Genomic DNA, 22682 nt, shown 5'->3' with positions numbered 1-22682 from the left:
GTCAACCTCTCGGGCAGTCCGAGCAGGTGCCGAAGATCTCGACGGTGTGCGCGATGTCGGAGAAGCCGTGCTCGGCAGCGACCCGCTGCGCCCAGGACTCCACGACCGGGCCCTCGATCTCCACGGTGCGCCCGCAGGAGCGGCACACCAGGTGGTGATGGTGATGGGCCGAGCAGCGCCGGTAGGTCGCCTCCCCGCTCGCGGTGTGCAGCACGTCGATCTCCCCGGCGTCGGCGAGCGACTGCAGCGTGCGGTAGACGGTGGTCAGCCCGATGCCCGCGCCGGTGGTGCGCAGCTTCTCGTGCAGCTCCTGGGCCGAGCGGAACTCCTCGACCTGTTCGAGCAGCGCGGTGATCGCGGCGCGCTGCTTCGTCGAACGCTGGCCGACCTTGGGGCTACTCATCGCCCCTCCCTCCTTCGCTCGCGAGCTCGCCGTATCGACGGTTCGCTCGCGAGCTCGCTCATAGATGCTCCTGGGCGTGGCTCACCGCGTCCACCACGATGTGCGCGAGGTGGTCGTCCACCAGGCGGTACATCACCTCGCGGCCGTGCCGTTCCCCGTACACGACCCCGGTGGCCTTGAGCACTCGCAGGTGCTGGCTGATCAGCGGCTGCGCCACGCCGAGCGCCTCGACGAGCTCGTGCACGCAGCGGGCCGAATCCCGCAGCTGGAGCACGATCGCGATGCGCACCGGGGCCGCGAGCGAGCGCAGCAGATCACCTGCGGCGGTGAGTACCTCGGTGGAGTGCGTCGGGGTCGGGGGAACGCCCCGGTCGTCGTGCACCTCCTCGACGGGGGACGGGAGACCCGGCCCGGGTGTCGCCGCGTCGTTCGTCCTCGGAGCGTGTGCGCTCGCCTGCCCGGTCGCCTCGGTGGTCATGGTTTTCATTTTACGTGCATACCCAGCAGTGGTGCGCGCACTCGGCTCGCTACGCTGTTCACCAATCAACCGAGCGCGATTTCCCTGGAGTTCCATTGCCGGCCGACCGTATCGAGACCGTTGTCAGCTTGTGCAAGCGCCGTGGCTTCGTCTACCCCAGCGGGGAGATCTACGGTGGCACGCGTTCGGCATGGGACTACGGACCGCTCGGAGTGGAGCTCAAGGACAACATCAAGCGCCAGTGGTGGCGTTCGATGGTCACCGGCCGGGACGACGTGGTCGGGCTCGACTCCTCGGTGATCCTGCCCAAGGACGTCTGGGTCGCCTCCGGGCACGTCGGCGCGTTCAACGATCCGCTCGTGGAGTGCACCGCCTGCCACCGCCGGTTCCGCGCCGATCACCTCGCCGAGGAGTACACCGAGCGCACCGGCAAGGCGGCGGATGAGCACAACCTCGGCGATGTGCCCTGCCCGAACTGCGGTAACCGCGGTCAGTTCACCGCGCCGCGCGAGTTCAACATGATGCTCAAGACCTTCCTCGGCCCGGTCGAGTCCGAGGAGGGCCTGGCCTACCTGCGCCCGGAGACCGCGCAGGGCATCTTCGTGAACTTCCTGAACGTGCTCACCACCGCGCGCAAGAAGCCGCCGTTCGGCATCGGCCAGATCGGCAAGTCCTTCCGCAACGAGGTCACCCCGGGCAACTTCATCTTCCGCACCCGGGAGTTCGAGCAGATGGAGATGGAGTTCTTCGTCGAGCCGGGCACCGACGACGAGTGGCACCAGTACTGGCTCGAGGAGCGCACCCGCTGGTACACCGACCTCGGTATCGCCAAGGACAATCTGCGCCAGTACGAGCACCCGGCGGAGAAGCTCTCGCACTACGCCAAGCGCACCGTGGACATCGAGTACCGGTTCGGGTTCTCCGCCGGTCAGGAGTGGGGCGAGCTCGAGGGCATCGCGAACCGCACCGATTTCGACCTGACCACGCATGCGAACCACTCCGGTGTCGACCTGTCCTACTACGACCAGGCCAGCGACAGCCGCTACCGTCCGTTCGTGATCGAACCCGCGGCCGGTGTCGGGCGCCCGATGATGGCCTTCCTGCTGGACGCCTACACCGAGGACGAGGCGCGCAACGCCAAGGGCGGGGTGGACAAGCGGATCGTGCTCAAACTGGACCGGCGCCTCGCCCCGATCAAGGCCGCGGTGCTCCCGCTGTCCCGCAACTCCGATCTTTCCCCCGTCGCACGGGATGTGGCCGCCCGGCTGCGCGCGCACTGGAACATCGACTTCGACGATTCGGGTGCGATCGGGCGCCGGTACCGCCGTCAGGACGAGATCGGCACCCCGTTCTGCGTCACCGTGGACTTCGACTCGCTCAACGACCAGGCGGTCACCGTGCGCGAGCGGGACAGCATGGATCAGGAGCGGGTGAGCCTCGACCAGCTGGAGGGCTACCTCGCCGCGCGCCTGATCGGCTGCTGAAACGTGGCACCGAACCGGTTGGGGGCGCTGCGACCCGCTGGTCAGGACGAGCCGGTGGGGCGGGCCGAGCCTCCGGTGGCGAGCCGCATCAGGTCGGTGCCGAGGTCGATGCCGAGTTCGGTACCGCCGGCGCTGCCGTACTCGTGCTGGTACCGCTGCCAGGATTCGTTCTCGATCTTGTGGGAGAAGCCGCTTTCGAGCAGCACCAGCATCTCGAACGCGGCTCGGCCGATCCGGGCGCCGAGTTCCCCGGAGTTCCAATCCTCGCTCGCCGCGAACACCGCGGTGGGAGCCGTCAGGGTTCGCAGGTAGGCGAACAGTGCACGCATCTCGTTGTCCACCACCAGCGCATGTCGTGCGGTGCCCGCGGTCGCGGCGAGGATCACCGGTTTGCCGATGAGCAGGTCGTTGTCGAGGACGTGGAAGAACGAGCTGAACAGACCGCTCGGCGCTGCCTTGTAGACCGGCGCGCTGGCGATGATCCCGTCCGCCTCGCGCAGTGTCGCCACCGCACGGGTGAGCTTGGGGCCGAGCAGTTGGGAAACCAGGGCGCTGGAGATCTCGGCGGCCAGGTCGCGCAGGTCGATGGTGCTGACGTGCACCTGCTCCGCGCGCTCGCCTGCGAGCCTGGCGGTGCGCTCGGCGATCCGGTCGGCCAGCAGCCGGGTGGACGAGGGATCGCTGGTGCCCCCGCTGACCACGACCAGCCGGAAACCGGTCGCGGGCGTTTCGGTGCCGTCGATGGGGTTGGTCATGAGGTCTCCTCGTTGTCGTCGGTGGCCAGTTTGTGGCAGAGCTCTTCGAGGGTGCGCAGTTCGGCGGGGTCGAGCCGGTCGCGGACCAGACAGGCGATGTCGACCGCGTGCCGGCCACCGACGCGGCGTTGGATGGCCCGGCCCGGCTCGGTGAGGCTGAGCAGGACTCCGCGCCCGTCGGCCGGGTCCGGATCGCGTGCGATGAATCCGCGGCCGATCAGCCGGTCGACCATCCGGGACAGGGCAGGCTGGCTGAGCAGCACGTGCCGGGTGAGCTCCCGGGCCCGGACCGGTTCCGGACACTTGGACAGGGTGTACAGCACGTCGTACTCCCGCATCGACAGCTCGTTCCAGACCTCGGTGGCCGCCATCTGCTTGATCAGCACCGCATGTGCGGTGAGCAGTGCCTCCCAGGCGTCGTTCGCCAACCGGCTCGTGGACCTGCCCATAGTCGTCTCCCTCTCCTCGCGGCTCAGACCAGGTCGGGGTAGGAGGCCGTGGCGTTTTCGCTGTCCTGGTACGGCGAACCGCCCGTGACGTTGTCGCCCCGGTTGGCGTTCGGCCGAGGCTGCCGGGCCGGCTGGTCACCGTACTTGGACCGGACCAGTCCCTCGTGGGTCGGTGCCGGTGCCGATTCCGGGTCCCTGCGGGATTCCAGTTCCTTGCGCAGTACCGGAACCACTTCCTCGCCGAGCAGGTCGAGCTGGTTCAGCACGGTCTTGAGCGGCAGTCCGGCGTGGTCCATCAGGAACAGCTGACGCTGATAGTCACCGAAGGTATCGTGGAAGGTCAGCGTCTTGTCGATCACCTCCTGGGGGCTGCCCACGGTGAGCGGGGTCATCTGGCTGAAGTCCTCCAGCGAGGGGCCGTGTCCGTAGACCGGTGCCTCGTCGAAGTACGGCCGGAACTCCCTGATCGCGTCCTGCGAGCGCTTGGCGATGTAGGCCTGGCCACCGAGGCCGACGATGGCCTGTTTCCTGGTGCCGTGGCCGTAGTGCTCGAATCGCTGCCGGTAGAACTCGATCAGCCGCAGTGAGTGCGCGGTCGGCCAGAAGATGTGGTTGGCGAAGAATCCGTTGCCGTAGAACGCGGCCTGCTCGGCGATCTCCGGGGTCCTGATCGAGCCGTGCCAGACGAACGGCGGAACGTCGTCGAGCGGGCGCGGGGTGGAGGTGAACCCCTGCAGCGCGGTCCGGAACTGGCCTTCCCAATCGACCACGTCCTCGCGCCACAGCCGGTGCAGCAGGTTGTAATTCTCCAGCGCCAGCGGCAGTCCCTGCCGGATGTCGGCACCGAACCACGGATACACCGGCGCGGTGTTCCCGCGGCCGATCATCAGGTCCATCCGCCCCTGCGAAACGTGCTGCAGCATCGCGTATTCCTCCGCGATGCGGACGGGATCGTTGGTGGTGATCAGTGTTGTGGCCGTCGTCACGAGCAGCCGCCGGGTCGTCGCGGCGATCGCGGCCAGCAGCGTGCTGGGTGAGGAGGAGAAGAAGGGCGGGTTGTGGTGCTCACCGATCGCGAACACGTCCATCCCGACCTCGTCGGTCTTCTGCGCGATCTTGATGATCGCGTCGATGCGCTCCGCCTCGCTCGGTGTCTCGCCCGAGACCGGGTCACGTGTGATGTCGCTGACCGAGAAGATTCCGAACTGCATGCTGGCTCCCGTTCATATCGGTCGTATATCCATGCGTTTGCATCTATCTCAAGGCGTGGGTCCCGCTCGTTATTCCCGCCTGCCGGAAACGGACCCGAGCTGCTCGTGCGGCCGTGCGGTTCTGCGCTCCGTGAAGAACCGCCGCCGGGCAAGCGATCCCTTGTAGTATCGGTGTTTCCCGCGATCACCGGATCACGAGAGGGATGCCTGGATGAGCACTCCGGAATCGATCGAACCGTTCCGCGTCGAGATCCCCGACGGGCAGCTCCAGGATCTGCGCGCCCGGCTGGCGAACACCCGCTGGCCGGAGGACGACCTGCCCGGCGACGACTGGTCCGCCGGAATCCCCAGCGGCTATCTGCGTGAGCTGGCCGAGTACTGGCGCACCGAGTACGACTGGCGCCAGCACGAGGCGTCGCTGAACTCTCATCCGCAGTTCACATGCGAGATCGAGGGGCAGCGGATCCATTTCCTGCACGTGCGCTCGGCCGATCCGGATGCCATCGCGCTGATCCTGACCCACGGCTGGCCCGGCTCGGTGGTGGAATTCCTCGATGTGATCGAGCCGCTGTCGCGGAAATTTCATCTGGTCATTCCCTCGATGCCGGGTTACGGGTTCTCCACCCCGCTTTCCGGGAGCGGCTGGGATCTGAGCCGGGTCGCCAAGGCCTTCGCCGAGCTCATGGCCCGTCTGGGGTACTCGTGCTACGGGGCACAGGGCGGGGACTGGGGAGCCGGCATCTCGCTCGAACTCGGCCGTATCGATCCGGAACACGTGCTCGGGGTGCACGTGAACATGCTCGGCACCGTGGCACCGGAGGAGCCCACCGCCGAGGAAAAGGAACGACTGGCGAAGAACAAGCGCTACTTCCGCGAACTCTCCGGTTACCGCGATATCCAGCGCACCAGGCCACGTACGCTCGGATACGGATTGCACGATTCCCCGGTCGGGCAACTGGCGTGGATCGCGGAGAAATTCCACGACTGGACCGATTGCGTGGCACGCCCAGAGGAAGCGGTCGACCGCGATCGCATGCTCACCAACATCACACTGTACTGGCTGACCGGTAGCGCAGGCTCCTCGGCGCGGCTGTACTACGAGACCGACGGCGGGATGCGGCCGCCAAGGGAGCTGTCCGTCCCGCTCGGGGTCGCCGTGTTCGCGCACGACATCGTGCTGCCGATCCGTTCGGTCGCCCAGCGACAGCTGCCGACCATCACGCGCTGGTCGGAATTCGGCCACGGTGGGCATTTCGCGGCGCTCGAGCAGCCCGCCCTGCTGACCGAGGAGATGCTCGCCTTCTTCGGAAGCCTGGGCTGATGGATATCCGCGCGGTCGGGCAGGAAACCCCGGAGGCCGTGTCGATGATGGATGCGCTGTGGGAGGAAATCCAGCTCCGGTACGGGTTCCGCGCGCCGAATCCGATGCCGTCCACCAGGTTCGACGGCTTCTGGCTCGCCCTCGGGCAGGACGGTCCGCTCGGCAGCATCGCCTTGGCCCCGCCGACGGATTCGGTCGGTGAGCTCGATGTCATGTACGTCGTGCCCGGGCGGCGGGGGACCGGGCTCGCCGCGGAACTGCTCGCCGTGGCGGAGGGTTTCGCGATCCGGCGGGGGATCGGGACGCTGCGGCTGCGTACCGGGGAACCTCAGCCGGAGTCGATGCGGTTCTACGCGAAAGCCGGATTCCGTCCGATACCGCGCTACGGCAAATGGGTCGAGGACGAGAGCGCACGCTGTTTCGCGAAGGACCTATAACCGTCGCACCGTGAGGGCGTCCTCGGTGACGGCGCCCGAACCGTCCGTGCGCACCACGTACGCACCGCCGCCGGCTCGCTCGGAGACCGCCTCGGCCAGTTCGGTGCCCCGGTAGAGCAGCCCGGCCCCGTCGTCGGTGCAGTAGGTCAGCGGCAGCTGCCCGGATCCCACCGCGCGCTGCACGGTGGGACGGCGCAATTCCTCGGTGTCGTAGTGCACCCCGTTGCCGTAGGGCAGGAAACCGAGCCCATCGGTGACCACCCGGAGCTCGGGCCCGAAGGAATCCGTGGCACCGCCCGTGTGCCAGCAGATCGATCCGGCCGAGACCCCGGCGAGCACGATCCCGGACTGCCACACCTCGTGCAGGATCTCGCCGAGTCCGTGCACCCGCCACACCGCGAGCAGGTTCGCGACCGAGCCGCCGTTGACCCAGATCACGTCCTGATCGAGCAGGAAGCCGCGAATATCGGTGACCGGGGGCATCGGGAACAGGTTCAGGTGGCTCGTGCCGAATCCCGCGTGCCTGCCCGCGGCGTCGAACCGGGCGTGGAAGGCGTCCTGATCGCCCATCGCAGTGCCGATGTGGCACAGTTTCGGCGCGCGTCCCTCGACCCCGGCGAGTTCGACGGCGTACTGGATCAGTTTGTTGAACTCCAGGGGGATGCGGTTCCCGAGCCGGTACCCGCCCGAGGTCGCCAGGATGGTCGGTGTCGCTGCGCTCACCCCCTCATCCTGCCGTATCGCCGCCCCTGACAGTTGTCATGGTGCGGTCATGACGCGTGGTAGCGGGCTCGCGCGCGGTTCGCGGCCAGGATCGGGGTATGCGAACGAAGACGGACACAGTGCGCGGGGCCGCGATCAGCCTGGACGGCCTCGCCAAGAAGTACGGGGAGGTGCAGGCGGTCCAACAGGTCGATCTGCTGATCGCGCCCGGTGAGGTGGTCGCGCTGCTCGGGCCGAACGGGGCGGGCAAATCGACGACGGTGGACATGCTGCTCGGACTGTCCACACCGGACACTGGGGAGGTCTCGGTTTTCGGGAGGAAACCGGGAAAGGCGGTCGCCGAGGGCCTGATCGGCGCGATGCTGCAGGAGGGCTCGCTGCTCGAGGACGCCACGGTCGCCGAGACGGTGCGGCTGGTGCATTCGCTGCACCGGCACCCGATGCCGGTCGAGGAGGCGCTGCGCCGGGCCGGAGTCGCCGAGCTGGCCGACCGCCGCTGCACCAAGCTCTCCGGGGGCCAGAAGCAGCGGGTGCGGTTCGCGGTCGCGCTGGTCTGCGATCCGGACCTGCTCGTGCTCGATGAACCGACCGCGGCCATGGATGTGGGCACCCGCCGCGAATTCTGGCGCTCGATGCACGAGTTCACCGCGGCCGGCAAGACCGTGCTGTTCGCTACCCACTACCTGGACGAGGCCGAGGAATTCGCCGACCGGGTGGTGCTGATGCGCTCCGGGCGGGTGGTCGCGGACGGTTCGGTCGCCGAGGTCCGTTCGGCCGCTTCCGGGCGCACCATCAAGGCGGTCGTGCCCGGTGCGGACGAGGGCCAGCTCGCCGCGTTACGCGGGGTGAGCGCGGCGAGCCTGCGCGGCGACCGGGCCGAACTGGCCTGTGCCGATTCGGACCTGGCGATCCGCGAACTGCTCGCGCGCTTCGGCAATGCCCACGACATCGAGATCAACGCGGTCGGCCTCGAGGAAGCCTTTCTCGCACTGACCACCGAGGAGGAGACGGCGTGAACCTGACCTATCTGGCCCTCGAAACCCGCAGGGCGCTGCGCTCACCGCGGGCGCTGGTGTTCACCGTCGGCATGCCGGTGCTGTACTACTTCATCTTCTCCGGGATCTGGGGTTCGGGAGAGGTCGGCGGGATCAATGCCAAGACCGCGTTGATGTCCAGTATGGCCGCGTTCGGCGCGATGATGGGCACGATGTTCACCGGGGCGCGCACCGCACAGGAACGGGCGGTCGGCTGGCAGCGCCAGCTCCGGCTCACCCCGCTCACTCCGGTGCAGTACCTGCTCGGCAAAGGAATCGTGGGCATGCTCGTCGGGCTGATCCCGGTGCTGCTGGTCTCGATCGTCGGCGGGATCGACGGGGCGAGCCTCTCCGCGGGCGGCTGGGTGCAGCTGGTGCTCGGGGTGTGGCTGTCCGCCATCCCGTTCGCCGTGCTCGGCCTGCTGATCGGGCAGCTGGCCACGCCGGACACCATCCCGGTGTTCACCATGGTCCCGATGCTGCTGTGCGGTTTCCTGGGCGGGCTGTGGATCCCGATCGCGATCTTCCCGCATTGGCTCGGCCAGGTCGCCAAGGCCCTGCCGAGCTACTGGATGGCCGATATCGGGCACGGCGCGGTCGGCCATGGTTCCGCGAATCTGGGGGCGGCCGCCGGAGTGCTCGCCGCATGGGCGATCGTGCTCGGTGCGCTGGTGATGCTGCGCTACCGCCGCGATGCCGCCCGCGGGTGAGACCCGGCCTCCTGTCGGGGCCCGTCGTACCCTTGGCGGCGTGCCCCGACAGGAGAAGGATGTCTACGAGTACCAGACGGACCAATGGCCCGACTGGTCGCTGCAGCACGCCTCAAGGGGACGTAAGCTCCGGTTCCTCGACGGGCGGCGGCTCGGGGTGTGGTTCTGGATCCCGTTCGGTTACTTCATGGGCAAGGACATCGGGATCGAGCATCCGTTCCCGGTGGCCGTCCTGAGCTATGCCGCCCTCACGGTGCTGTTCGCCTTGTACGGCTATGCGGGGACCTTGGGGTTGTACGGCTCGCACCGGTCGCGGGTGTTCCTGGTGTTCGCGATGTTTCCCTTCGCGGTGCTGCCCGCGGTGTTCACTGGGTCCCTGGACAACCTCATGTACCTGGTCTACCCGGTGCTCATCGCGGTCATGCTGTGGCCGGTGCGCTACAGCAGGCTGCTGGCGATCGGCACGGTCCTGGCGATGATCCTCACGATGACCCTGGCCGGGAACGGGATCGAGTGGGGCGAGGTCGGCGCGATGCTCGGCCTCGGGTTCGGCATGAGCGGCTTCATGATGCTGGCCTTCACCGTCGGCCGGTTGCGTGCCGCACAGGAGGAGATCAAGGAGCTCGCGGTCGCCGAGGAGCGCGAGCGGCTCGCCAGGGATCTGCACGACATCCTCGGGCACAGTCTCACCACGATCACCGTCAAGGCCGGGCTGGCCCGCCGGATGCTCGAACGCGAGGAGGGCGGCGAGGGCGAGTACCAGGCCACCGCGGAGGTCCGGGACGTGGAGGAGCTCGCCCGGCAGGCGCTGGCCGACATCCGGGCGACCGTGTCGAACTACCGCACCGCCTCGCTGCCCGCGGAGATCGCCGGGGCGCGGATGTCCCTGCAGGCGGCCCGGATCGACCCGGACCTGCCGCATGCGGTGGACGATGTGGACCCGAAGCTGCAGGAGGTGTTCGGCTATGTGGTGCGCGAGGCGGTCACCAACGTGATCCGGCATTCCAAGGCGGACCGCTGTGAGGTCCGGCTCGGCAGACGCTGGGTGCGGATCACGGACAATGGCAAGGAGGGCACCGAACAGAACGGGGCCGGTGACGGCAACGGGCTGCGTGGGCTGCGCGAACGGCTGGCCGCGGTCGGCGGGGAGCTCACCACCATGCGTGCCACCGACGGATTCCAGGTACTCGCCTCGGTTCCCGCGGAGGCCAGGCTCGAGGAGGCGGGATGATCACGGTACTGCTGGCCGACGACCAGGCGATGGTGCGCGGCGCGCTGGCCACGGTGCTGCGCATGGAACCGGATATCGAGGTCGTCGGTGAGGTGGGTACCGGGGACGATGTCGTTCCCGCGGCGAAGGAGCACGAGCCGGATGTGGTGCTGCTGGATGTGCAGATGCCGGGCAAGGACGGGCTCACCGTTGCCGGTGAACTGCGCGGGCAGCTGCCCTCGGTGAAGGTGATCATCTGCACCACCTTCGGCAGGCCCGGCTACCTGTCCAGGGCGATGTCCGCGGGCGCGGCGGGGTTCGTGGTGAAGGACTCACCGCCGGAGCAGCTGATCGACGCGGTGCGCCGGGTGGATCGGGGGCTGCGGGTGGTGGATCCGGCCCTGGCCGCCGAATCGCTCGCGACCGGAACGAGCCCGCTGACCGAACGGGAGCGGGATGTGCTCGCCACGGCCCGCGACGGCGGAACCGTCGCGGACATCGCCAAGGCGCTGTTCCTCACCGAGGGCACCGTGCGCAATCACCTGTCCTCGGCGATCGGCAAGACGGGGGCGCGCACCCGCGCCGAGGCGGTGCGGCTCGCCGACGAGAACGGTTGGCTGTAGCAACCTGTTGTGACGGACACACCCGGCACGGTGTGTGAGGTTCCGGAATCGGTTCTGCCACGATGAGGACGTGGTTGCACGGTGGTTGTCCAGGATCCTCGGCGCGGTGGTGCTGCTCGCCGTGCTGCTCGTCGGTGGCACCGCACTGCGGGTGTGGCAGGTGGCGCGCGCGGACGAGCGCGACAAGGTGGACGCGATCATCGTGCTCGGCTCGACTCAGGTCAACGGGGTGCCGAAACCGATCCTGCAGGCGCGGCTCGAACACGCCAAGATGCTCTACGAGCAGGGTGTCGCTGCCGAGATCATGACGGTGGGCGGCAAGCAGCCGGGGGACGCGTACACCGAGGCGCAGGCGGGCACCAAGTATCTCGCCGAGCAGGGGGTGCCCCGCTCGGCGCTGGTGCCCGTCGGCGAGGGCAATGACACCCTGATGAGTCTGGTCGCGGCGGGCAAACATCTGCACGATCAGGGCCGGTCGAGCGCGGTGCTGGTGAGCGACCCCTGGCATTCGCTGCGGTCCCGCACCATGGCCCGGGACGCGGGGATCAGCGCTGATGTCTCACCGACGCACGGTGGCCCGGTCGTGCAGCAGCGGTCCACCGAGATCCGCTACATCGTGCGGGAGACCGCCGCGCTGCTTTATTACCGGCTGACCAGGACCTCCGCGGACGACATCGGTTCCGCGTAGCGTCCGGCGCTCCGGAGTTGTCGGTGCTTTCTCGTATCGTCTCGCTCATCGGATGAACGTTCGGCGCACACTGGGGTGAGAAGATATGGAGCAGTTCACGATCGCACCGAGGGGCCCGTTCCGGCTGAGCGCGAGCCTGCGTTTTCTTCGGGACGCCACGCTCAGGGAGTCCACGCCCGCGGGCCATGCGGACGGCGGTGACGGGGTCTTCCGGCTCGCGTTCCCGGTCGACGACGACTGGCGGCTGGCCGTGGTGCGCTTCTGGCAGCGGGAAGGTGAGGGGACGCTGCTCGGCTCGGTACAGAGTGCGGCACCCGCTGGACTGGTGCGCATCCAGGTCGAACGGGTGCTCGCGGTGGAGGAGGACGGTTCCGCGCTGGCTGGGATCGCCGCGCGGGACCCGGTGCTGGCCGGGTTGCTCGGCAGGCACGCGGGTGCGCGGCCGGTCCGGTTCCCCTCGCCCTACGAGGCCGCGTGCTCGATGATCATCGGGCACCGGATTCGGGCCCTCCAGGCCCGTGCGCTCACCCGGCGCATCGCGGAATGGTGCGGTACCGCGGTGGATATCGACGGGCGGCGGATCACCGCGTTTCCCACGCCCCGTCAGCTGATCGGTGCTCCGGAGCTGCCCGGGATGTCGGTGGTGAAGGACGAGCGGTTGCGCGCGGTGGCCCGGGCCGCGCTGGAGGGCAGGCTCTCCGGTAAGACGTTGCGGGCCCGCAAACCCCGGCAGGCCATCGAAATGCTGCGTGAACTGCCCGGCATCGGCCCGTTCTTCGCCGAGCAGATCCTGCTGCGTGGTGCCGGGGTGGCCGATGTCTTCCCGCTGCACGACACGCGGCTGCACGAGACGATGGCGCGCGAATACGGGTTACCCGCGGATCCCGCTGTGCTCGCCGGTATCGCGGCCACCTGGGCGCCGCTGCGCGGATGGATCTCCTGGTTGTGGCGTGTCTACGGAACCGAAGCCGGCACCCCGGCCGAGGAGGTGGAGGATCAGCCCGGTTCTTCGAAGTCCTCGGCCCCGATGTCCTCGGCCCACACCGCAGGGAAATCCTGGATGAACCGGTCCATCAACGTGCGGCACTCGGCCGAGTCGAGCACGACGAGCTCCACCCCGGACTCGCGCAGCGAATGCTCCGGTCCGCGGAAGGTCGTGTTCTCGCCGATGACCACCCGCGGGATCCCGTAGAGCAGCATCGCCCCGGTGCACATGTGGCACGGGGACAGCGTGGTGACCATCGTGGCCTTCGCGTAATCGCGCGCCGGGAGCCGGCCCGCGTTCTCCAGGCAGTCGGTCTCGCCGTGCCGGATCGTGCTGCCCAGCTGCACTCGCCGGTTGCGCCCGGTGGCCACCACGGTGTCGCCGAGCACCAGCGCGGCGCCGATGGGCACACCACCCTCACCGAGACCGGTGCGTGCCTCGCCGAGCGCGTACTCGAGCAGTTCCTCGTCCCGCATGGGAGATTCAGTCCTTTCCGGTTCCGCCACCGGCCTGGGGCTGGATGATGAACACCCGGTCGTCACTGGAAACAGGCTTCCCGCCGGGCTCCTTGTTGGCGGTGCCCACCACGACGATGCCCTCGCCGAGCACATCCATACCGGACAGCTTGCCGAACCCGTCCTTCCCCGCCACGCCGACCTGAGGCTGGCCGTTCACCGAGCCGTCCGTGTTGAGTGCGATGCCCTGCATATTGCCGGCCTTGGTGGCGTTGACCGTGACGAGTTTGGCCGTGGCGCTGCAGCCGGCCACCCCGGGCTTGTCCGGCCAGCTCCAGGTCGGTTCGCGCAGTTTGCCGGGTGCGACGTGGAACAGCTGGTCACGTGCCCCGCCCTGGTCGGTGACATAGCTGGCGGAGCCGTCGAGGGTGGCGCACACCCCGCCGGGGGCGTGCACTCCGGAGGCCAGCACGGGGGAGTGTGGATCGGGGTTACCCGGGGCGGGTTTGCCGTCGCCGTCGATGCGCAGCACCTTGCCGGCCAAGGACTTCGGGTTGTTCGCCGCGGATGCGTTCCCGGCGTCCCCGGTCGCGACGAGCAGCGCGCCCTTGTGATCGAGCGCCAGCGATCCGCCGTTGTCCTTCGCGCCCTTCGGGATACCGGTCAGGATCGGTTTGGGTGCCTGCCCCGCGGCGAACCGCACTACCTGGTTCCCGGTCGCGGTGGTCACATAGGCGTAGATCAGCTGATCTTCGTCGTAATGCGGGGAGAGGGCAAGGCCGGTGACTCCGCCGCCCGTGGCGTCCACGTCCAGCTTCGCCAGCTGGGTCGGCGGGGTTCCCTTGGACACCTGCAGGATCCGCCCGGTGGACCGTTCCGCGGCGAGGGCGCTGGGCTGTTGGGCGTTCCCGGGCAGGGCGGCGACCGCGGACACGGCGCCCAGACAGGTGCCGATGACGTTCTCGTGGAAGTCGGTGCACCCCTGCGGGGGCGGCACCGAGGTCTGCGAACTGGGGGAGCCGCCACCGGTCCCGCTCTCGCCGGGCCCTTCGGGCTGTGGCGGCTGCTCCGCGTTGAGGCTCGGTGCCGCGGTGTAGTGACCGGGTGAGGCCTGTTTGGAGAAATCGGCGCACCCGGTCAGCACGACGGCGCCGGACACCATGGCGGCGGCGAGCGCCGTGCGAGCCCGCCGCGTGCTCCTCCCCGAAAGCGACATCACCCCAGCAGGCTACAAACCCGGTCGTGACCGTCGTGTGAGCACTCCCGCCGAAACGGATTCCCCGGCTGGTTACCGTGACAGCGTGACGATCACGGTATTGGTGCCCAACGAGGAAGGGCGCGCCGCGCTCGCCGAGGTCGACGGGGTCAACCCGGTGCGCTACGAGCCCGGTGAACCACTCGAGGACCACATGCGCGAGGCGCAGGTGCTCGTGCCGCCGTTCCTCGCCGGGCCGAAGGTGTCCGAGATGTTCGCGGAGCTGCCGCGGCTGCGCCTGATCCAGCTGCTCAGCGCGGGCGCGGAGAACTGGACCGGCCTGGTCCCGCAGGGGGTGGCGCTGTCCACCTGCCGCGGTGCGCACGGCGGGGCGACCGCGGAATGGGTGTTCGCCACGCTGCTCTCGATCTACCGGGAGCTGGAGCCGTTCGCCGCCGACCGGGCGCGCCGGGTGTGGGACCAGCACTACACCGAGACCCTGATGGACAAGCGGGTGCTCGTGGTCGGGGCCGGTGATCTGGGGGAGCAGCTGCGGCGCCGGTTCGAGGCCTTCGACGCGCACGCCACGCTCGTCGGCACCCGGGCACGGGACGGCGTGCACGGGGTGGACGAACTGCCAGGGCTGCTACCCGTGCACGAGGTCACGGTGCTCGTGGTGCCGCTGACCTCGGCGACCCGCGGGATGGTGGACGCGAAGTTCCTCGCGGCCATGCCGGACGGCGCGGTGCTGGTGAACGCCGCGCGCGGGCCCGTGGTGCGGACCGAGGCACTCTTGGCCGAGCTCAACGCCGGACGCCTGCGCGCGGCCCTGGACGTGACCGATCCGGAGCCGCTGCCCGAGGGCCATGCGCTCTGGTCCGCGCCGAACCTCGTGCTCACCCCGCACGTCGGAGGCAGCGTCACCGGAGGACAGGTCCGGGCCTGGCGCGTCGCGGCCGCCGAGATCGGGCGGTTCGCAGCGGGGCTCCAACCGGGCAACCTGGTCGACGGCGAGTACTAGAGCCTAGCGCTGTTCGCGGAACTCGACGTGCGCCCGCGCGATCGGGTCGTACTTGCGCAGCACCAGCCGGTCCGGATCGTTGCGCCGGTTCTTGCGGGTGACGTAGGTGTACCCGGTGCCCGCGGTGGAGCGCAGCTTCACGATCGGGCGCAGCTCGTTGTTCGCCGCCATCAGATCCGTACTCCCTTGCGGCGCAGTTCCGCGGCGACCGATTCGATCCCGCGCTTGTCGATCGTCTTGATGCCCTTGGCCGAGACGGTGAGCGTGATCCATCGTTTCGCCGAGGGCAGCCAGTAGCGGCGGCGCTGCAGATTGGGGTTCCACCGGCGCTTCGTGCGCTTGTTCGAGTGCGCGACCCGGTTCCCGAAGCCCGGCGCGCGCCCGGTTACCTGACACACCTGCGACACGATCCCTCCTCATGATGAGAATCATTTTCAATAACGGCAACGTGACGCTACCATGGCGGGAAGTCTTTTGAAAATGATTGTCAACAAGGATGGGTGTCTATGTCCCGCAGTCAGTTGCTCCTCGTCGGCGGACTCGCCTCCGATGTGGCCCGCGAGACCGCCGAATCGGCCATGCACGAGGTCGAGGGTGCCGTGCTCGTGCACCACGATCTGCGTTCGCTGACCGAAGGGATCGTGCGGCGCACCGTGCGCACCGCGGAGGATGTGCGCGAGACGGTGCTCGAACTGGCGCACGGCTGTGCCTCGTGCACCCTGCGCGAGGATGTGCTGCCACTGCTGCGCAGGCTGGCCAGGAACCGGGTGCCGCGCATCGTGCTGCACCTGGATCCCGCGATGGAACCGGAATCGGTGTGTGGGGCGCTGTCCACGCTCCTGGTCGAGGACGAGGACGGGCCAGGCACCGTGTGCGAGGTGCTGGACATCGCCGCGGTGCTCGTCGTGATCGATCCGGAGAACTGGTTCCGGCGCGCGACCGGGGACGAGACGCTGGTGGAGATGGGGCTCGGCGCCGGGACCGAGGACGAGCGCACGGTCGCGCACGTGGCCACCGGTGCGGTCGCCTTCGCCGATGTCCTGGTGCTCGCCCGCTCCGCCGATCCGCAGACCCTCGCCGTGCTCGACCGGCTCGCCCCGGCGGCCGTGCGCACCACGGGGCGCGAAGTCGGGCAACTGCTGGAACGGTTGCCCGCGGAGGCGCGCCGTGGCGAGGCGGACGATCCGCACGGTCCGCTGTTGCGCGGCACCCCGCCGCTGCATGCCGAGCACGGCATCGTGCTCACCGAGTTCGACGCGCGCCGTCCGCTGCATCCGAAACGGTTCGCCGAGGCGATGGAGGTGCTACTGGACGGGGTGGTCACCGCATGGGGCCGGATCTGGCTGGCGAGCAAGCCGGAGGCGAGCCTCTGGCTCGAGTCGGCGGGTGGTGCGCTGTGGCTGGGATATCTGGGGCCGTGGCTGTGTGCCGCGCCGGACGAATGGGAGCAGGCCGCTCCGCTGCGATCCGCGACCGCGGCACTGCGCTGGGATCCCTATTACGGGGACCGGGAGCAGCACCTGCTGGTCCTGGTGCACGAGGCGGATCCGGAACGGATCACCGAGGCGCTGAACGGCGCGCTGCTCACCGATGCCGAGCTCGCCGAGGGGCAGGACGGCTGGCGTGCGCTGCCCGACCCGTTCCAGCTGTTCGAGGACGAGCCCTGTGGGAGCCAAAGCTGAACCTGGCATCATGTGCCTGTGGCACGTATCACTATCCGTACTGGTGACCTCACCGAGCAGCGGGTCGGCGCCATCGTGAACGCGGCGAACTCCGGCCTGCTCGGTGGCGGCGGAGTAGACGGCGCTATCCACCGCCGTGGTGGTCCGCGCATCCTCGAGGAGTGCCGGGAACTGCGTGCCGGGCGGTACCGCGATGGTCTGCCCGCGGGTGCGGCGGTGGCGACCGGTGCGGGCGAACTGCCCGCCGAGTATGTGATCCACACGGTGGGTCCGGTGTACTCCGCCAGTATCGACCGGTCGGCGATCCTGATCGCGGCGCACCACAATTCGCTCACGCTCGCCGGCGAGCTCGGTGTGGGCTCGGTGGCCTTTCCAGCGATCTCCACGGGTGCCTTCGGCTGGCCGCTCGACTCGGCGGCGCGGATCGCCCTCGAGGCCGTGACCGACCACGAATTCCCAGGTGAAGTCCGGTTTGTCTTGTTCGGCCGCTCAACGGAGGCGGTCTTCGCGTACACGGCGGCTCGGCTCGGTGTCGCGGTCGGTTCCGATTAGCGGCAGAGGGTGACGTACCGTTTACCCCCCAAACTCAGCATTGGTCAGACGACTGTGAGGCGGCATCATGACTGATAGCGACGACCGGCCCGTCGGCGAGAACCCCGGCTCGGCGGAGCAGCCGACCAGCCAGTTCGGCAATACCTCACTGCTTTCCGGGATCGGCACCACCGAGTCGGAGGAACCACGCAGGCAGATCACCTGGCACGTGGGGGCGGACTTCGGCCTGCTCGTGCTGCGGATCGTCGTCGGTCTCACGGTCGGTGCGCACGGCCTGCAGAAGATCTTCGGTCTCTTCGGCGGTCCGGGTATCAACGGGTTCTCCATGTATCTCGGCCAGATGGGTTTCGGTCACACCACGGTGCTCGCCTACGTGACCGGCTGGTCGGAACTGGTCGGCGGGGCACTGTTGGTGCTCGGCCTGCTCACCCCGCTCGGCGCGGCAGCCGTGCTCGGTGTGCTCGGGAACGCGCTCTACATGAAGGCCGGGACCGGTTTCTTCACCAGTGCGACCGGAGGTTTCGAGTACGAGCTCGTGCTCGCGGCCTCCGCGCTGGCGTTGCTGTTCACCGGACCGGGCCGGGTCGCGATGGACCTCGGCAGGGCCTGGCACCGCAAGCCCACCGCCTGGGGCATTCTGGGTGTTCTGCTCGCGGTTGTCGCAACCGTGCTGATCTTCGTGTTCGGGCGCAAATAGACGGCCGGATTCGGGGTCATGGCACCGGTCCAGGTATCGTGAGCCGGCGTTCAGCAGCCCCAATCCAGCAACGACCGCGGAGGACGCGACGATGGCGCATTCGCTCGCCGTGCCCGACAGGCAGGCCACGTCCCAGGCGAAGCGCAAGTATCGCCCGGAACTGCAGGGTGTCAGAGCGCTCGCCGCGTTGCTGGTCGTCGCCTACCACATCTGGTTCAACCGGATCTCCGGCGGCGTGGACATCTTCTTCCTGATCTCCGGGTTCCTGATCACCGGTCAGCTGGTGCGCGCCGCGAGCGGCAAGGGCATCCAGTTCCGGGCGATGTGGGGCCGGATGTTCAAGCGGCTGCTTCCCGCCGCGCTGACCGTGCTCGTGGTGTGCATGGCGGTCAGCCTCGCCCTGCTTCCGCAGGACCGCTGGCTGCAGACCATCAAGGAAACGGTCGCCTCGGCGCTGTACTACGAGAACTGGCAACTCGCCGCGGACTCGGTGAACTACTTCGCACGGCACAACACGCAGAGCTTCGCCCAGCACTACTGGTCGCTTTCCATCCAGGGCCAGTTCTATCTCGTCTGGCCGCTGTTGATCTTCGGGATCGCGCTGCTGGCCCGGAAGGTGTTGAAGCGCAAGCTTTCCGGCGTGGTGGCGGTGGTGCTCGCGGTGGTGTTCCTCGCCTCGCTCGCGTACTCCGTCTACCTCACCGATGTGAACCAGCAGTACGCCTACTTCAACTCCTTCACCCGGGTATGGGAATTCGCGCTCGGCGGGCTGCTCGCGTTGTTCATCGACGCGATCGTGCTGCCGAGGGTGCTGCGGATCGTGCTCGGCTGGATCGGCGTGGTCGGGATCGTGTCCTGCGGGCTCGTCATCGACGTCGGCACCGTGTTCCCCGGTTACGTCGCGCTGTGGCCGACCATGTCCGCGGCGCTGACCATCATGGCGGGCGCGACCGAGAGCAAGTTCGGCGCGGACTTCCTGCTCGCCTCCAAACCGCTGGAGTATCTCGGCAACATCAGCTATTCGCTGTACCTGTGGCACTGGCCGCTGATGCTGTTCTGGCTGCTCGCGCTCGACCGGGACACGATCGGCCTGCGTGGTGGCCTGGTGCTGCTCGCCGCCTCGCTGGTGCTCGCGATGCTGAGCTACCACTTCATCGAGAGCCCGGTGCGCGATTCCAAGATCGGGGTGAACAACCGCTGGGGCGCCTACCGGTTCGCCGTGATCGCGCTCGTGCCGACCCTGGTGCTCGCCGGCGGCTGGCAGTTGCTCTCCCAGCAGGAGATCAAGAAGTCCCAGCTCGCCGATGCCTCGGATCCCAACTATCCCGGCGCGCGGGCGCAGCAGCCCGGTTTCCAGTACGCCGGGGACGAGCAACCGGAGATCCGCCCCTCACTGATCTCGCTGCCCAACGACTGGGCCGTGGTGCGCCAGCGGCAGTGCACGCCGTCCGCGCTGGACAAGGAACTCTCGATCTGCAAGTCGCCGACGAACGGCAAGCCGAGCAAGCGGGTCGTCATCGTCGGTGATTCCCACGCTCAGCAGTTCATCGCCCCGCTCAACGACATCTCGAAGCGGCGCAACTGGCAGCTCGTCTCCATGCTCAAGGGCGCCTGCCCGTTCTCCACGAAATCCGAGGACGCGCCGGGCGATCGGTCCTGTGTGAACTTCAACAAGGCCGCCGAACGCGAGATCGTCAAGATGCATCCGGACGCGGTGATCACGCTGGCCAGCCGCAATGTCCAAAAAGGACTCACCGAGTCCACGCCTCCCGGTTTCGCCGAACAGTGGCGGCGGCTCGGCAAGGCCGGTATCCCGGTGCTGGCCGTGCGCGACACTCCGAGGTTCTCGTTCTCCCCGCCCAACTGCGTGCAGGCCAAGGGGAAGGACAACCCGAGTTGTGGTGCGGTGCGCAAGGAATATCTCGCCGACAAGCCGCCGTACGAGAAAGTGAAGAATCTCCCGGAGAACACCGACTTCCTGGATTTCAGCAATTATCTGTGCACGGATACCGTCTGTCCGCCGGTGATCGGGAACGTGTATGTCTATCTGGACGACAATCACCCGAGCGCGACCTATCTGCGCACCATGGCGCCGATCTGGGAGAGCGCGATCGACGACAAACTCGGCTGGCGGACCTAGCTGATCCGGATCAGGCCGTCCGGAACCGGGCCTCGATCCCGTCGAGCACCGCTTCGAGCCGGGCGGTGAACGCGGTCCCGGGTGCCGGATGGCTCGCGTCCTCGACGACCCTGGCCAGCATCGGGTAGGCACCGGTGGCGAGCATCTTCGTCATATAGGCACCGTTCGCCTGCTGCCAGTGCTGTTCGTCCATGCCGGTGGCGCGCTCGGCGCGCCGTTCGGTGACCTCGGCGCGCACCGCGCCGAGCACGTAGCCGTGCACCGCGCCGATCGCGTCCATCATCGTGTCCACCTGTTCGAAACCGGCCACTTCGTCGAGCGCGGCCAGCGAGGCCTCATGGAAGGCGAGGCCGTTGGGCCCGATGTTCGGCCGCCCACCGAACAGATCCACGAGCCAGTCATGGCGCAGAGCCGTTTCCCTTGTGCGGTGGGCGATCTCGGTCAGCCGTGCGCGCCAGCCGGATGCGGACGTGTTCGCCGGGACGATCTCCGCGTACACCGCGTCGACCATGAGGTCGAACAGCTCCTCCTTCGTGGCAAGGTAGCCGTAGAGCCGCATCGGCCCGGCCTCGAGTACGCCGGCGATCCGGCGGAACGAGACCGCGCCCAGGCCCTCGGCGTCCGCGAGTTCGATCGCGGCCCGCACGATCCGGTCCCTGCTCAGTGAGCTGAGCACGGGGCGTTCGACCGGCTCGGGACGTTCCCACACGGTCGCGTATTCCTCGGCCTGCTTGCGCACCATCACACCTCGCCCTGCTTCCAGTCGGACGGAACTCACGATACAAGACCTCGAGCGATACACTGTATCGATAGATACATCGTATAGATCCAGGAGGTGGCGTTATGCGTACGGAATCGACTTCGGTGCTCGTGGTCGGTGGAGGTCTGGTCGGTACCTCGGCCGCGCTGTTCCTCGCCTGGCGCGGTGTTCCGACGGCGCTCGTCGAGCGGCACCCGGGCAGTTCACCGCATCCGAGGGCGATCGGGTACACGCCCCGGACCATGGAGCTCTACCGTGCGGTGGGTCTCGGCGACCGGATTCCGGCCAGCCCGCCGGCGGGCGGAGTGGGGCATGGTGTTCGCCGCGTGCGGGTGGAAAGCCTCGCCGGCCAGTGGTTCGAGGAGCAGCCGTGGACTCCGGGCGGGCGCGCCGAGGAGATCGAGTACTCGCCCTGTACCGGAGCCGGTATCGCGCAGGACCGGCTCGAGCCCATTCTGCGCGACCAGGCGCGCTCGTTCTCCGCGGACGTGCGGATGAGCACCGAACTGCTCGAGTTCAGCCAGGACGAGGACGGTGTGCGCGCCGTCCTGCGCGGGGCGGACGGGTCGGTTTACGCGATGCGGGCCGATTACCTGATCGCCGCCGATGGGTGTGCGAGCGGAATCCGCGAGACGCTCGGCATCGGCTGCTCCGGGCGGGGGTATCTGCAGACCTCGCGCAGCGTGCTCTTCCGCGCGGATCTGAACGAATACCTGCGCCAGGGATTCTGCCAGTTCGTGATCGACCAGCCGGAGTTCGGCGGGTTCGTCACCACCTATGGGGACGGCCGGTGGTTGCTGTTCCACGGACAGCAGGAGACGGATCCCGCGGTGCTCGAGGGCCTGGTGCGCCGCGCGATCGGCAGGACGGATCTGGCCATCGAGGTCGTCACGACCGGGGTCTTCGACGTGCGGGCCGAAATCGCGCAACGCTACCGGGAAGGGCGGGTGTTGCTCACCGGAGACGCCGCGCACACCCTCCCGCCCAACCGGGGTGGCTACAGCGCCAACACCGGTATCGAGGACGCGCACAACCTGGCGTACAAGCTGGCCGCCGTGCTCGGCGGGCAGGCCCGCCCCGAGCTGTTGGACACCTATGAGGCCGAACGGCGCCCGGTCGCCGGACTCTGTCACGACCAGATCTTCGCCCGGATGGACGCCGAGGACGGTGCATCGCCCACGCCGATCATCGACGACGCGGCCATGGCCTTCGGGTACCTGTACCGTTCGGCTGCCATCCACGGCGCGGGTGAGGAACTGCCCGCCGCGCGCCGCCCCGAGGACTGGGCGGGTCAGCCGGGAACCCGGGCACCGCATCTGTGGCTCGGCCCGCACGAGTCCACATTGGACCTCTACCAGGTGGGCTGGGTGCTGCTCGCCGAGGGGGAAGCCTGGGCGGAAGCAGTCCGGTCGGCGGAAAAACGGCTCGGAGTGCCGGTCGAGCTCGTGTCCCTCACCGGGCCGGAGTTCGCCGAGCAGCTGCGCGAGGAGATCCGGCGCGGGTACGGCATCGAGGACGGCGGAGCCTGCCTGGTGCGCCCGGACGGCTATATCGCCTGGCGGGCGGTCCGGGCTCCGGGTGATCCGGTCGTTGCCCTGTTCGAAGCACTCGCCTCGGTCTCGTTCGCGAAGGGAGTGTGACCGTCGCCATCGGGTGGCCCGGCTGTCGT

Annotated in this window: 25 protein-coding genes; 14 read left to right on the top strand and 11 right to left on the bottom strand. The window is 68.5% G+C overall.

Going from position 1 to position 22682, the window contains the following annotated elements; genetic code table 11:
* Window position 1: 1 nt before the first annotated feature.
* Window positions 2-403: a Fur family transcriptional regulator gene (locus A37U_RS0118235; protein WP_020498103.1), complete on the bottom strand. Its 402-nt coding sequence runs from the start codon at window positions 401-403 to the stop codon at window positions 2-4.
* A 58-nt stretch (window positions 404-461) separates the two neighbouring features.
* Window positions 462-881, bottom strand: coding sequence for an ArsR/SmtB family transcription factor (locus A37U_RS44210; RefSeq protein WP_020498102.1), 420 nt, complete (start codon window positions 879-881; stop codon window positions 462-464).
* A gap of 95 nt (window positions 882-976) precedes the next feature.
* On the opposite strand from A37U_RS44210, the gene A37U_RS0118225 reads away from it, so the two are divergent.
* On the top strand, window positions 977-2365 hold the full coding sequence (locus tag A37U_RS0118225; RefSeq protein ID WP_020498101.1) for a glycine--tRNA ligase: 1389 nt from the start codon (window positions 977-979) through the stop codon (window positions 2363-2365).
* 41 nt (window positions 2366-2406) lie between these two features.
* On the opposite strand, the gene A37U_RS0118220 is transcribed toward A37U_RS0118225, so the two are convergent.
* The 3 genes from A37U_RS0118220 to A37U_RS0118210 are packed head-to-tail and all read right to left on the bottom strand — an operon-like array spanning window position 2407 to window position 4780.
* Window positions 2407-3120: a CE1759 family FMN reductase gene (locus A37U_RS0118220; protein WP_020498100.1), complete on the bottom strand. Its 714-nt coding sequence runs from the start codon at window positions 3118-3120 to the stop codon at window positions 2407-2409.
* Window positions 3117-3569: a MarR family winged helix-turn-helix transcriptional regulator gene (locus A37U_RS0118215; protein ID WP_026197343.1), complete on the bottom strand. Its 453-nt coding sequence runs from the start codon at window positions 3567-3569 to the stop codon at window positions 3117-3119. The genes A37U_RS0118220 and A37U_RS0118215 overlap by 4 nt, the downstream gene beginning before the upstream one ends.
* A 23-nt stretch (window positions 3570-3592) precedes the next feature.
* Window positions 3593-4780, bottom strand: coding sequence for a CE1758 family FMN-dependent luciferase-like monooxygenase (locus A37U_RS0118210; protein ID WP_020498098.1), 1188 nt, complete (start codon window positions 4778-4780; stop codon window positions 3593-3595).
* 211 nt (window positions 4781-4991) lie between these two features.
* Between A37U_RS0118210 and A37U_RS0118205 the strand changes: the two genes are divergently transcribed.
* Window positions 4992-6101, top strand: coding sequence for an epoxide hydrolase family protein (locus A37U_RS0118205; RefSeq protein WP_020498097.1), 1110 nt, complete (start codon window positions 4992-4994; stop codon window positions 6099-6101).
* Window positions 6101-6538 (top strand): GNAT family N-acetyltransferase, encoded by a 438-nt coding sequence (locus A37U_RS0118200; protein WP_020498096.1) that lies wholly within the window; start codon window positions 6101-6103, stop codon window positions 6536-6538. Before A37U_RS0118205 ends, A37U_RS0118200 begins: the two co-directional genes overlap by 1 nt.
* Here the strand turns inward: A37U_RS0118200 and A37U_RS0118195 are convergent.
* Window positions 6533-7261 carry a Type 1 glutamine amidotransferase-like domain-containing protein gene (locus A37U_RS0118195; RefSeq protein WP_020498095.1) on the bottom strand — a complete coding sequence of 243 codons (729 nt, stop codon included), beginning with the start codon at window positions 7259-7261 and terminating at the stop codon, window positions 6533-6535. The two genes, A37U_RS0118200 and A37U_RS0118195, sit on opposite strands and share 6 nt — an antisense overlap.
* A 98-nt stretch (window positions 7262-7359) precedes the next feature.
* Between A37U_RS0118195 and A37U_RS0118190 the strand changes: the two genes are divergently transcribed.
* The 5 genes from A37U_RS0118190 to A37U_RS0118170 all read left to right on the top strand — a co-directional run bounded on the left by A37U_RS0118190 (window position 7360) and on the right by A37U_RS0118170 (window position 11526).
* On the top strand, window positions 7360-8277 hold the full coding sequence (locus A37U_RS0118190; protein WP_026197342.1) for an ABC transporter ATP-binding protein: 918 nt from the start codon (window positions 7360-7362) through the stop codon (window positions 8275-8277).
* Window positions 8274-9005: an ABC transporter permease gene (locus A37U_RS0118185; RefSeq protein ID WP_020498093.1), complete on the top strand. Its 732-nt coding sequence runs from the start codon at window positions 8274-8276 to the stop codon at window positions 9003-9005. Before A37U_RS0118190 ends, A37U_RS0118185 begins: the two co-directional genes overlap by 4 nt.
* 40 nt (window positions 9006-9045) lie before the next feature.
* Window positions 9046-10236, top strand: a complete 1191-nt coding sequence (locus A37U_RS0118180; protein ID WP_020498092.1) for a sensor histidine kinase — start codon at window positions 9046-9048, stop codon at window positions 10234-10236.
* Window positions 10233-10838, top strand: a complete 606-nt coding sequence (locus tag A37U_RS0118175; RefSeq protein WP_020498091.1) for a response regulator transcription factor — start codon at window positions 10233-10235, stop codon at window positions 10836-10838. The genes A37U_RS0118180 and A37U_RS0118175 overlap by 4 nt, the downstream gene beginning before the upstream one ends.
* 70 nt (window positions 10839-10908) lie before the next feature.
* A complete protein-coding gene (locus A37U_RS0118170; RefSeq protein WP_020498090.1) occupies window positions 10909-11526 on the top strand; it encodes a YdcF family protein in 618 nt (205 codons plus the stop codon).
* 996 nt (window positions 11527-12522) lie between these two features.
* Here the strand turns inward: A37U_RS0118170 and A37U_RS49790 are convergent.
* On the bottom strand, window positions 12523-12987 hold the full coding sequence (locus tag A37U_RS49790; RefSeq protein WP_026197341.1) for a nucleoside deaminase: 465 nt from the start codon (window positions 12985-12987) through the stop codon (window positions 12523-12525).
* Window positions 12988-12994: 7 nt separating this feature from the next.
* On the bottom strand, window positions 12995-14182 hold the full coding sequence (locus A37U_RS0118155; protein ID WP_026197340.1) for a PQQ-dependent sugar dehydrogenase: 1188 nt from the start codon (window positions 14180-14182) through the stop codon (window positions 12995-12997).
* Between the two features lie 85 nt (window positions 14183-14267).
* Here A37U_RS0118155 and A37U_RS0118150 point away from each other — a divergent pair, with 85 nt between their 5' ends.
* The gene (locus tag A37U_RS0118150) at window positions 14268-15182 is read left to right on the top strand and encodes a 2-hydroxyacid dehydrogenase (protein ID WP_020498087.1); all 915 of its coding nucleotides are present in this window, start codon (window positions 14268-14270) and stop codon (window positions 15180-15182) included.
* A 3-nt stretch (window positions 15183-15185) separates the two neighbouring features.
* Here the strand turns inward: A37U_RS0118150 and rpmG are convergent, their stop codons facing one another.
* Both rpmG and rpmB read right to left on the bottom strand, forming a co-directional pair.
* Window positions 15186-15353 carry a 50S ribosomal protein L33 gene (gene rpmG / locus A37U_RS0118145; protein ID WP_020498086.1) on the bottom strand — a complete coding sequence of 56 codons (168 nt, stop codon included), beginning with the start codon at window positions 15351-15353 and terminating at the stop codon, window positions 15186-15188.
* Window positions 15353-15589 (bottom strand): 50S ribosomal protein L28, encoded by a 237-nt coding sequence (gene rpmB / locus A37U_RS0118140; RefSeq protein WP_020498085.1) that lies wholly within the window; start codon window positions 15587-15589, stop codon window positions 15353-15355. Before rpmB ends, rpmG begins: the two co-directional genes overlap by 1 nt.
* Window positions 15590-15688: 99 nt before the next feature.
* Here rpmB and mrf point away from each other — a divergent pair, with 99 nt between their 5' ends.
* From mrf to A37U_RS0118120, 4 genes are all read left to right on the top strand, one after another.
* Window positions 15689-16864 (top strand): ribosome hibernation factor-recruiting GTPase MRF, encoded by a 1176-nt coding sequence (gene mrf / locus A37U_RS44200; protein ID WP_020498084.1) that lies wholly within the window; start codon window positions 15689-15691, stop codon window positions 16862-16864.
* A gap of 12 nt (window positions 16865-16876) precedes the next feature.
* Entirely contained in the window at window positions 16877-17416 is a 540-nt protein-coding gene (locus A37U_RS0118130; RefSeq protein ID WP_020498083.1) for an O-acetyl-ADP-ribose deacetylase, read from the top strand.
* Window positions 17417-17483: 67 nt separating this feature from the next.
* Window positions 17484-18113: a DoxX family protein gene (locus A37U_RS0118125; RefSeq protein ID WP_020498082.1), complete on the top strand. Its 630-nt coding sequence runs from the start codon at window positions 17484-17486 to the stop codon at window positions 18111-18113.
* A gap of 91 nt (window positions 18114-18204) precedes the next feature.
* Window positions 18205-20253 carry an acyltransferase family protein gene (locus tag A37U_RS0118120; protein ID WP_020498081.1) on the top strand — a complete coding sequence of 683 codons (2049 nt, stop codon included), beginning with the start codon at window positions 18205-18207 and terminating at the stop codon, window positions 20251-20253.
* Between the two features lie 10 nt (window positions 20254-20263).
* Here A37U_RS0118120 and A37U_RS0118115 read toward each other — a convergent pair whose 3' ends face one another.
* Entirely contained in the window at window positions 20264-20995 is a 732-nt protein-coding gene (locus A37U_RS0118115; RefSeq protein ID WP_020498080.1) for a TetR/AcrR family transcriptional regulator, read from the bottom strand.
* 101 nt (window positions 20996-21096) lie between these two features.
* On the opposite strand from A37U_RS0118115, the gene A37U_RS0118110 reads away from it, so the two are divergent.
* Complete coding sequence (locus tag A37U_RS0118110; protein ID WP_020498079.1) at window positions 21097-22653, top strand: FAD-dependent monooxygenase; 1557 nt, start codon at window positions 21097-21099, stop codon at window positions 22651-22653.
* The last annotated feature ends 29 nt before the right edge of the window (window positions 22654-22682 follow it).

It is taken from the genome of Sciscionella marina DSM 45152 (assembly GCF_000379465.1).
GTDB lineage: Bacteria > Actinomycetota > Actinomycetes > Mycobacteriales > Pseudonocardiaceae > Sciscionella > Sciscionella marina.
The sequence above is the reverse complement of the archived record's forward strand: the minus strand, read 5'-3'. Positions and strand labels throughout refer to the sequence as shown.

Excerpts from the sequence above, each read along its gene's own strand:
- A37U_RS0118235 (WP_020498103.1), bottom strand. The coding sequence starts at position 403 with ATGAGTAGCCCCAAGGTCGGCCAGCGTTCGACGAAGCAGCGCGCCGCG.
- A37U_RS44210 (WP_020498102.1), bottom strand. The coding sequence starts at position 881 with ATGACCACCGAGGCGACCGGGCAGGCGAGCGCACACGCTCCGAGGACG.
- A37U_RS0118220 (WP_020498100.1), bottom strand. The coding sequence starts at position 3,120 with ATGACCAACCCCATCGACGGCACCGAAACGCCCGCGACCGGTTTCCGG.
- A37U_RS0118215 (WP_026197343.1), bottom strand. The coding sequence starts at position 3,569 with ATGGGCAGGTCCACGAGCCGGTTGGCGAACGACGCCTGGGAGGCACTG.
- A37U_RS0118210 (WP_020498098.1), bottom strand. The coding sequence starts at position 4,780 with ATGCAGTTCGGAATCTTCTCGGTCAGCGACATCACACGTGACCCGGTC.
- A37U_RS0118205 (WP_020498097.1), top strand. The coding sequence starts at position 4,992 with ATGAGCACTCCGGAATCGATCGAACCGTTCCGCGTCGAGATCCCCGAC.
- A37U_RS0118200 (WP_020498096.1), top strand. The coding sequence starts at position 6,101 with ATGGATATCCGCGCGGTCGGGCAGGAAACCCCGGAGGCCGTGTCGATG.
- A37U_RS0118190 (WP_026197342.1), top strand. The coding sequence starts at position 7,360 with ATGCGAACGAAGACGGACACAGTGCGCGGGGCCGCGATCAGCCTGGAC.
- A37U_RS0118175 (WP_020498091.1), top strand. The coding sequence starts at position 10,233 with ATGATCACGGTACTGCTGGCCGACGACCAGGCGATGGTGCGCGGCGCG.
- A37U_RS49790 (WP_026197341.1), bottom strand. The coding sequence starts at position 12,987 with ATGCGGGACGAGGAACTGCTCGAGTACGCGCTCGGCGAGGCACGCACC.
- A37U_RS0118155 (WP_026197340.1), bottom strand. The coding sequence starts at position 14,182 with ATGTCGCTTTCGGGGAGGAGCACGCGGCGGGCTCGCACGGCGCTCGCC.
- rpmG (WP_020498086.1), bottom strand. The coding sequence starts at position 15,353 with ATGGCGGCGAACAACGAGCTGCGCCCGATCGTGAAGCTGCGCTCCACC.
- mrf (WP_020498084.1), top strand. The coding sequence starts at position 15,689 with ATGTCCCGCAGTCAGTTGCTCCTCGTCGGCGGACTCGCCTCCGATGTG.
- A37U_RS0118125 (WP_020498082.1), top strand. The coding sequence starts at position 17,484 with ATGACTGATAGCGACGACCGGCCCGTCGGCGAGAACCCCGGCTCGGCG.
- A37U_RS0118120 (WP_020498081.1), top strand. The coding sequence starts at position 18,205 with ATGGCGCATTCGCTCGCCGTGCCCGACAGGCAGGCCACGTCCCAGGCG.
- A37U_RS0118115 (WP_020498080.1), bottom strand. The coding sequence starts at position 20,995 with ATGGTGCGCAAGCAGGCCGAGGAATACGCGACCGTGTGGGAACGTCCC.
- A37U_RS0118110 (WP_020498079.1), top strand. The coding sequence starts at position 21,097 with ATGCGTACGGAATCGACTTCGGTGCTCGTGGTCGGTGGAGGTCTGGTC.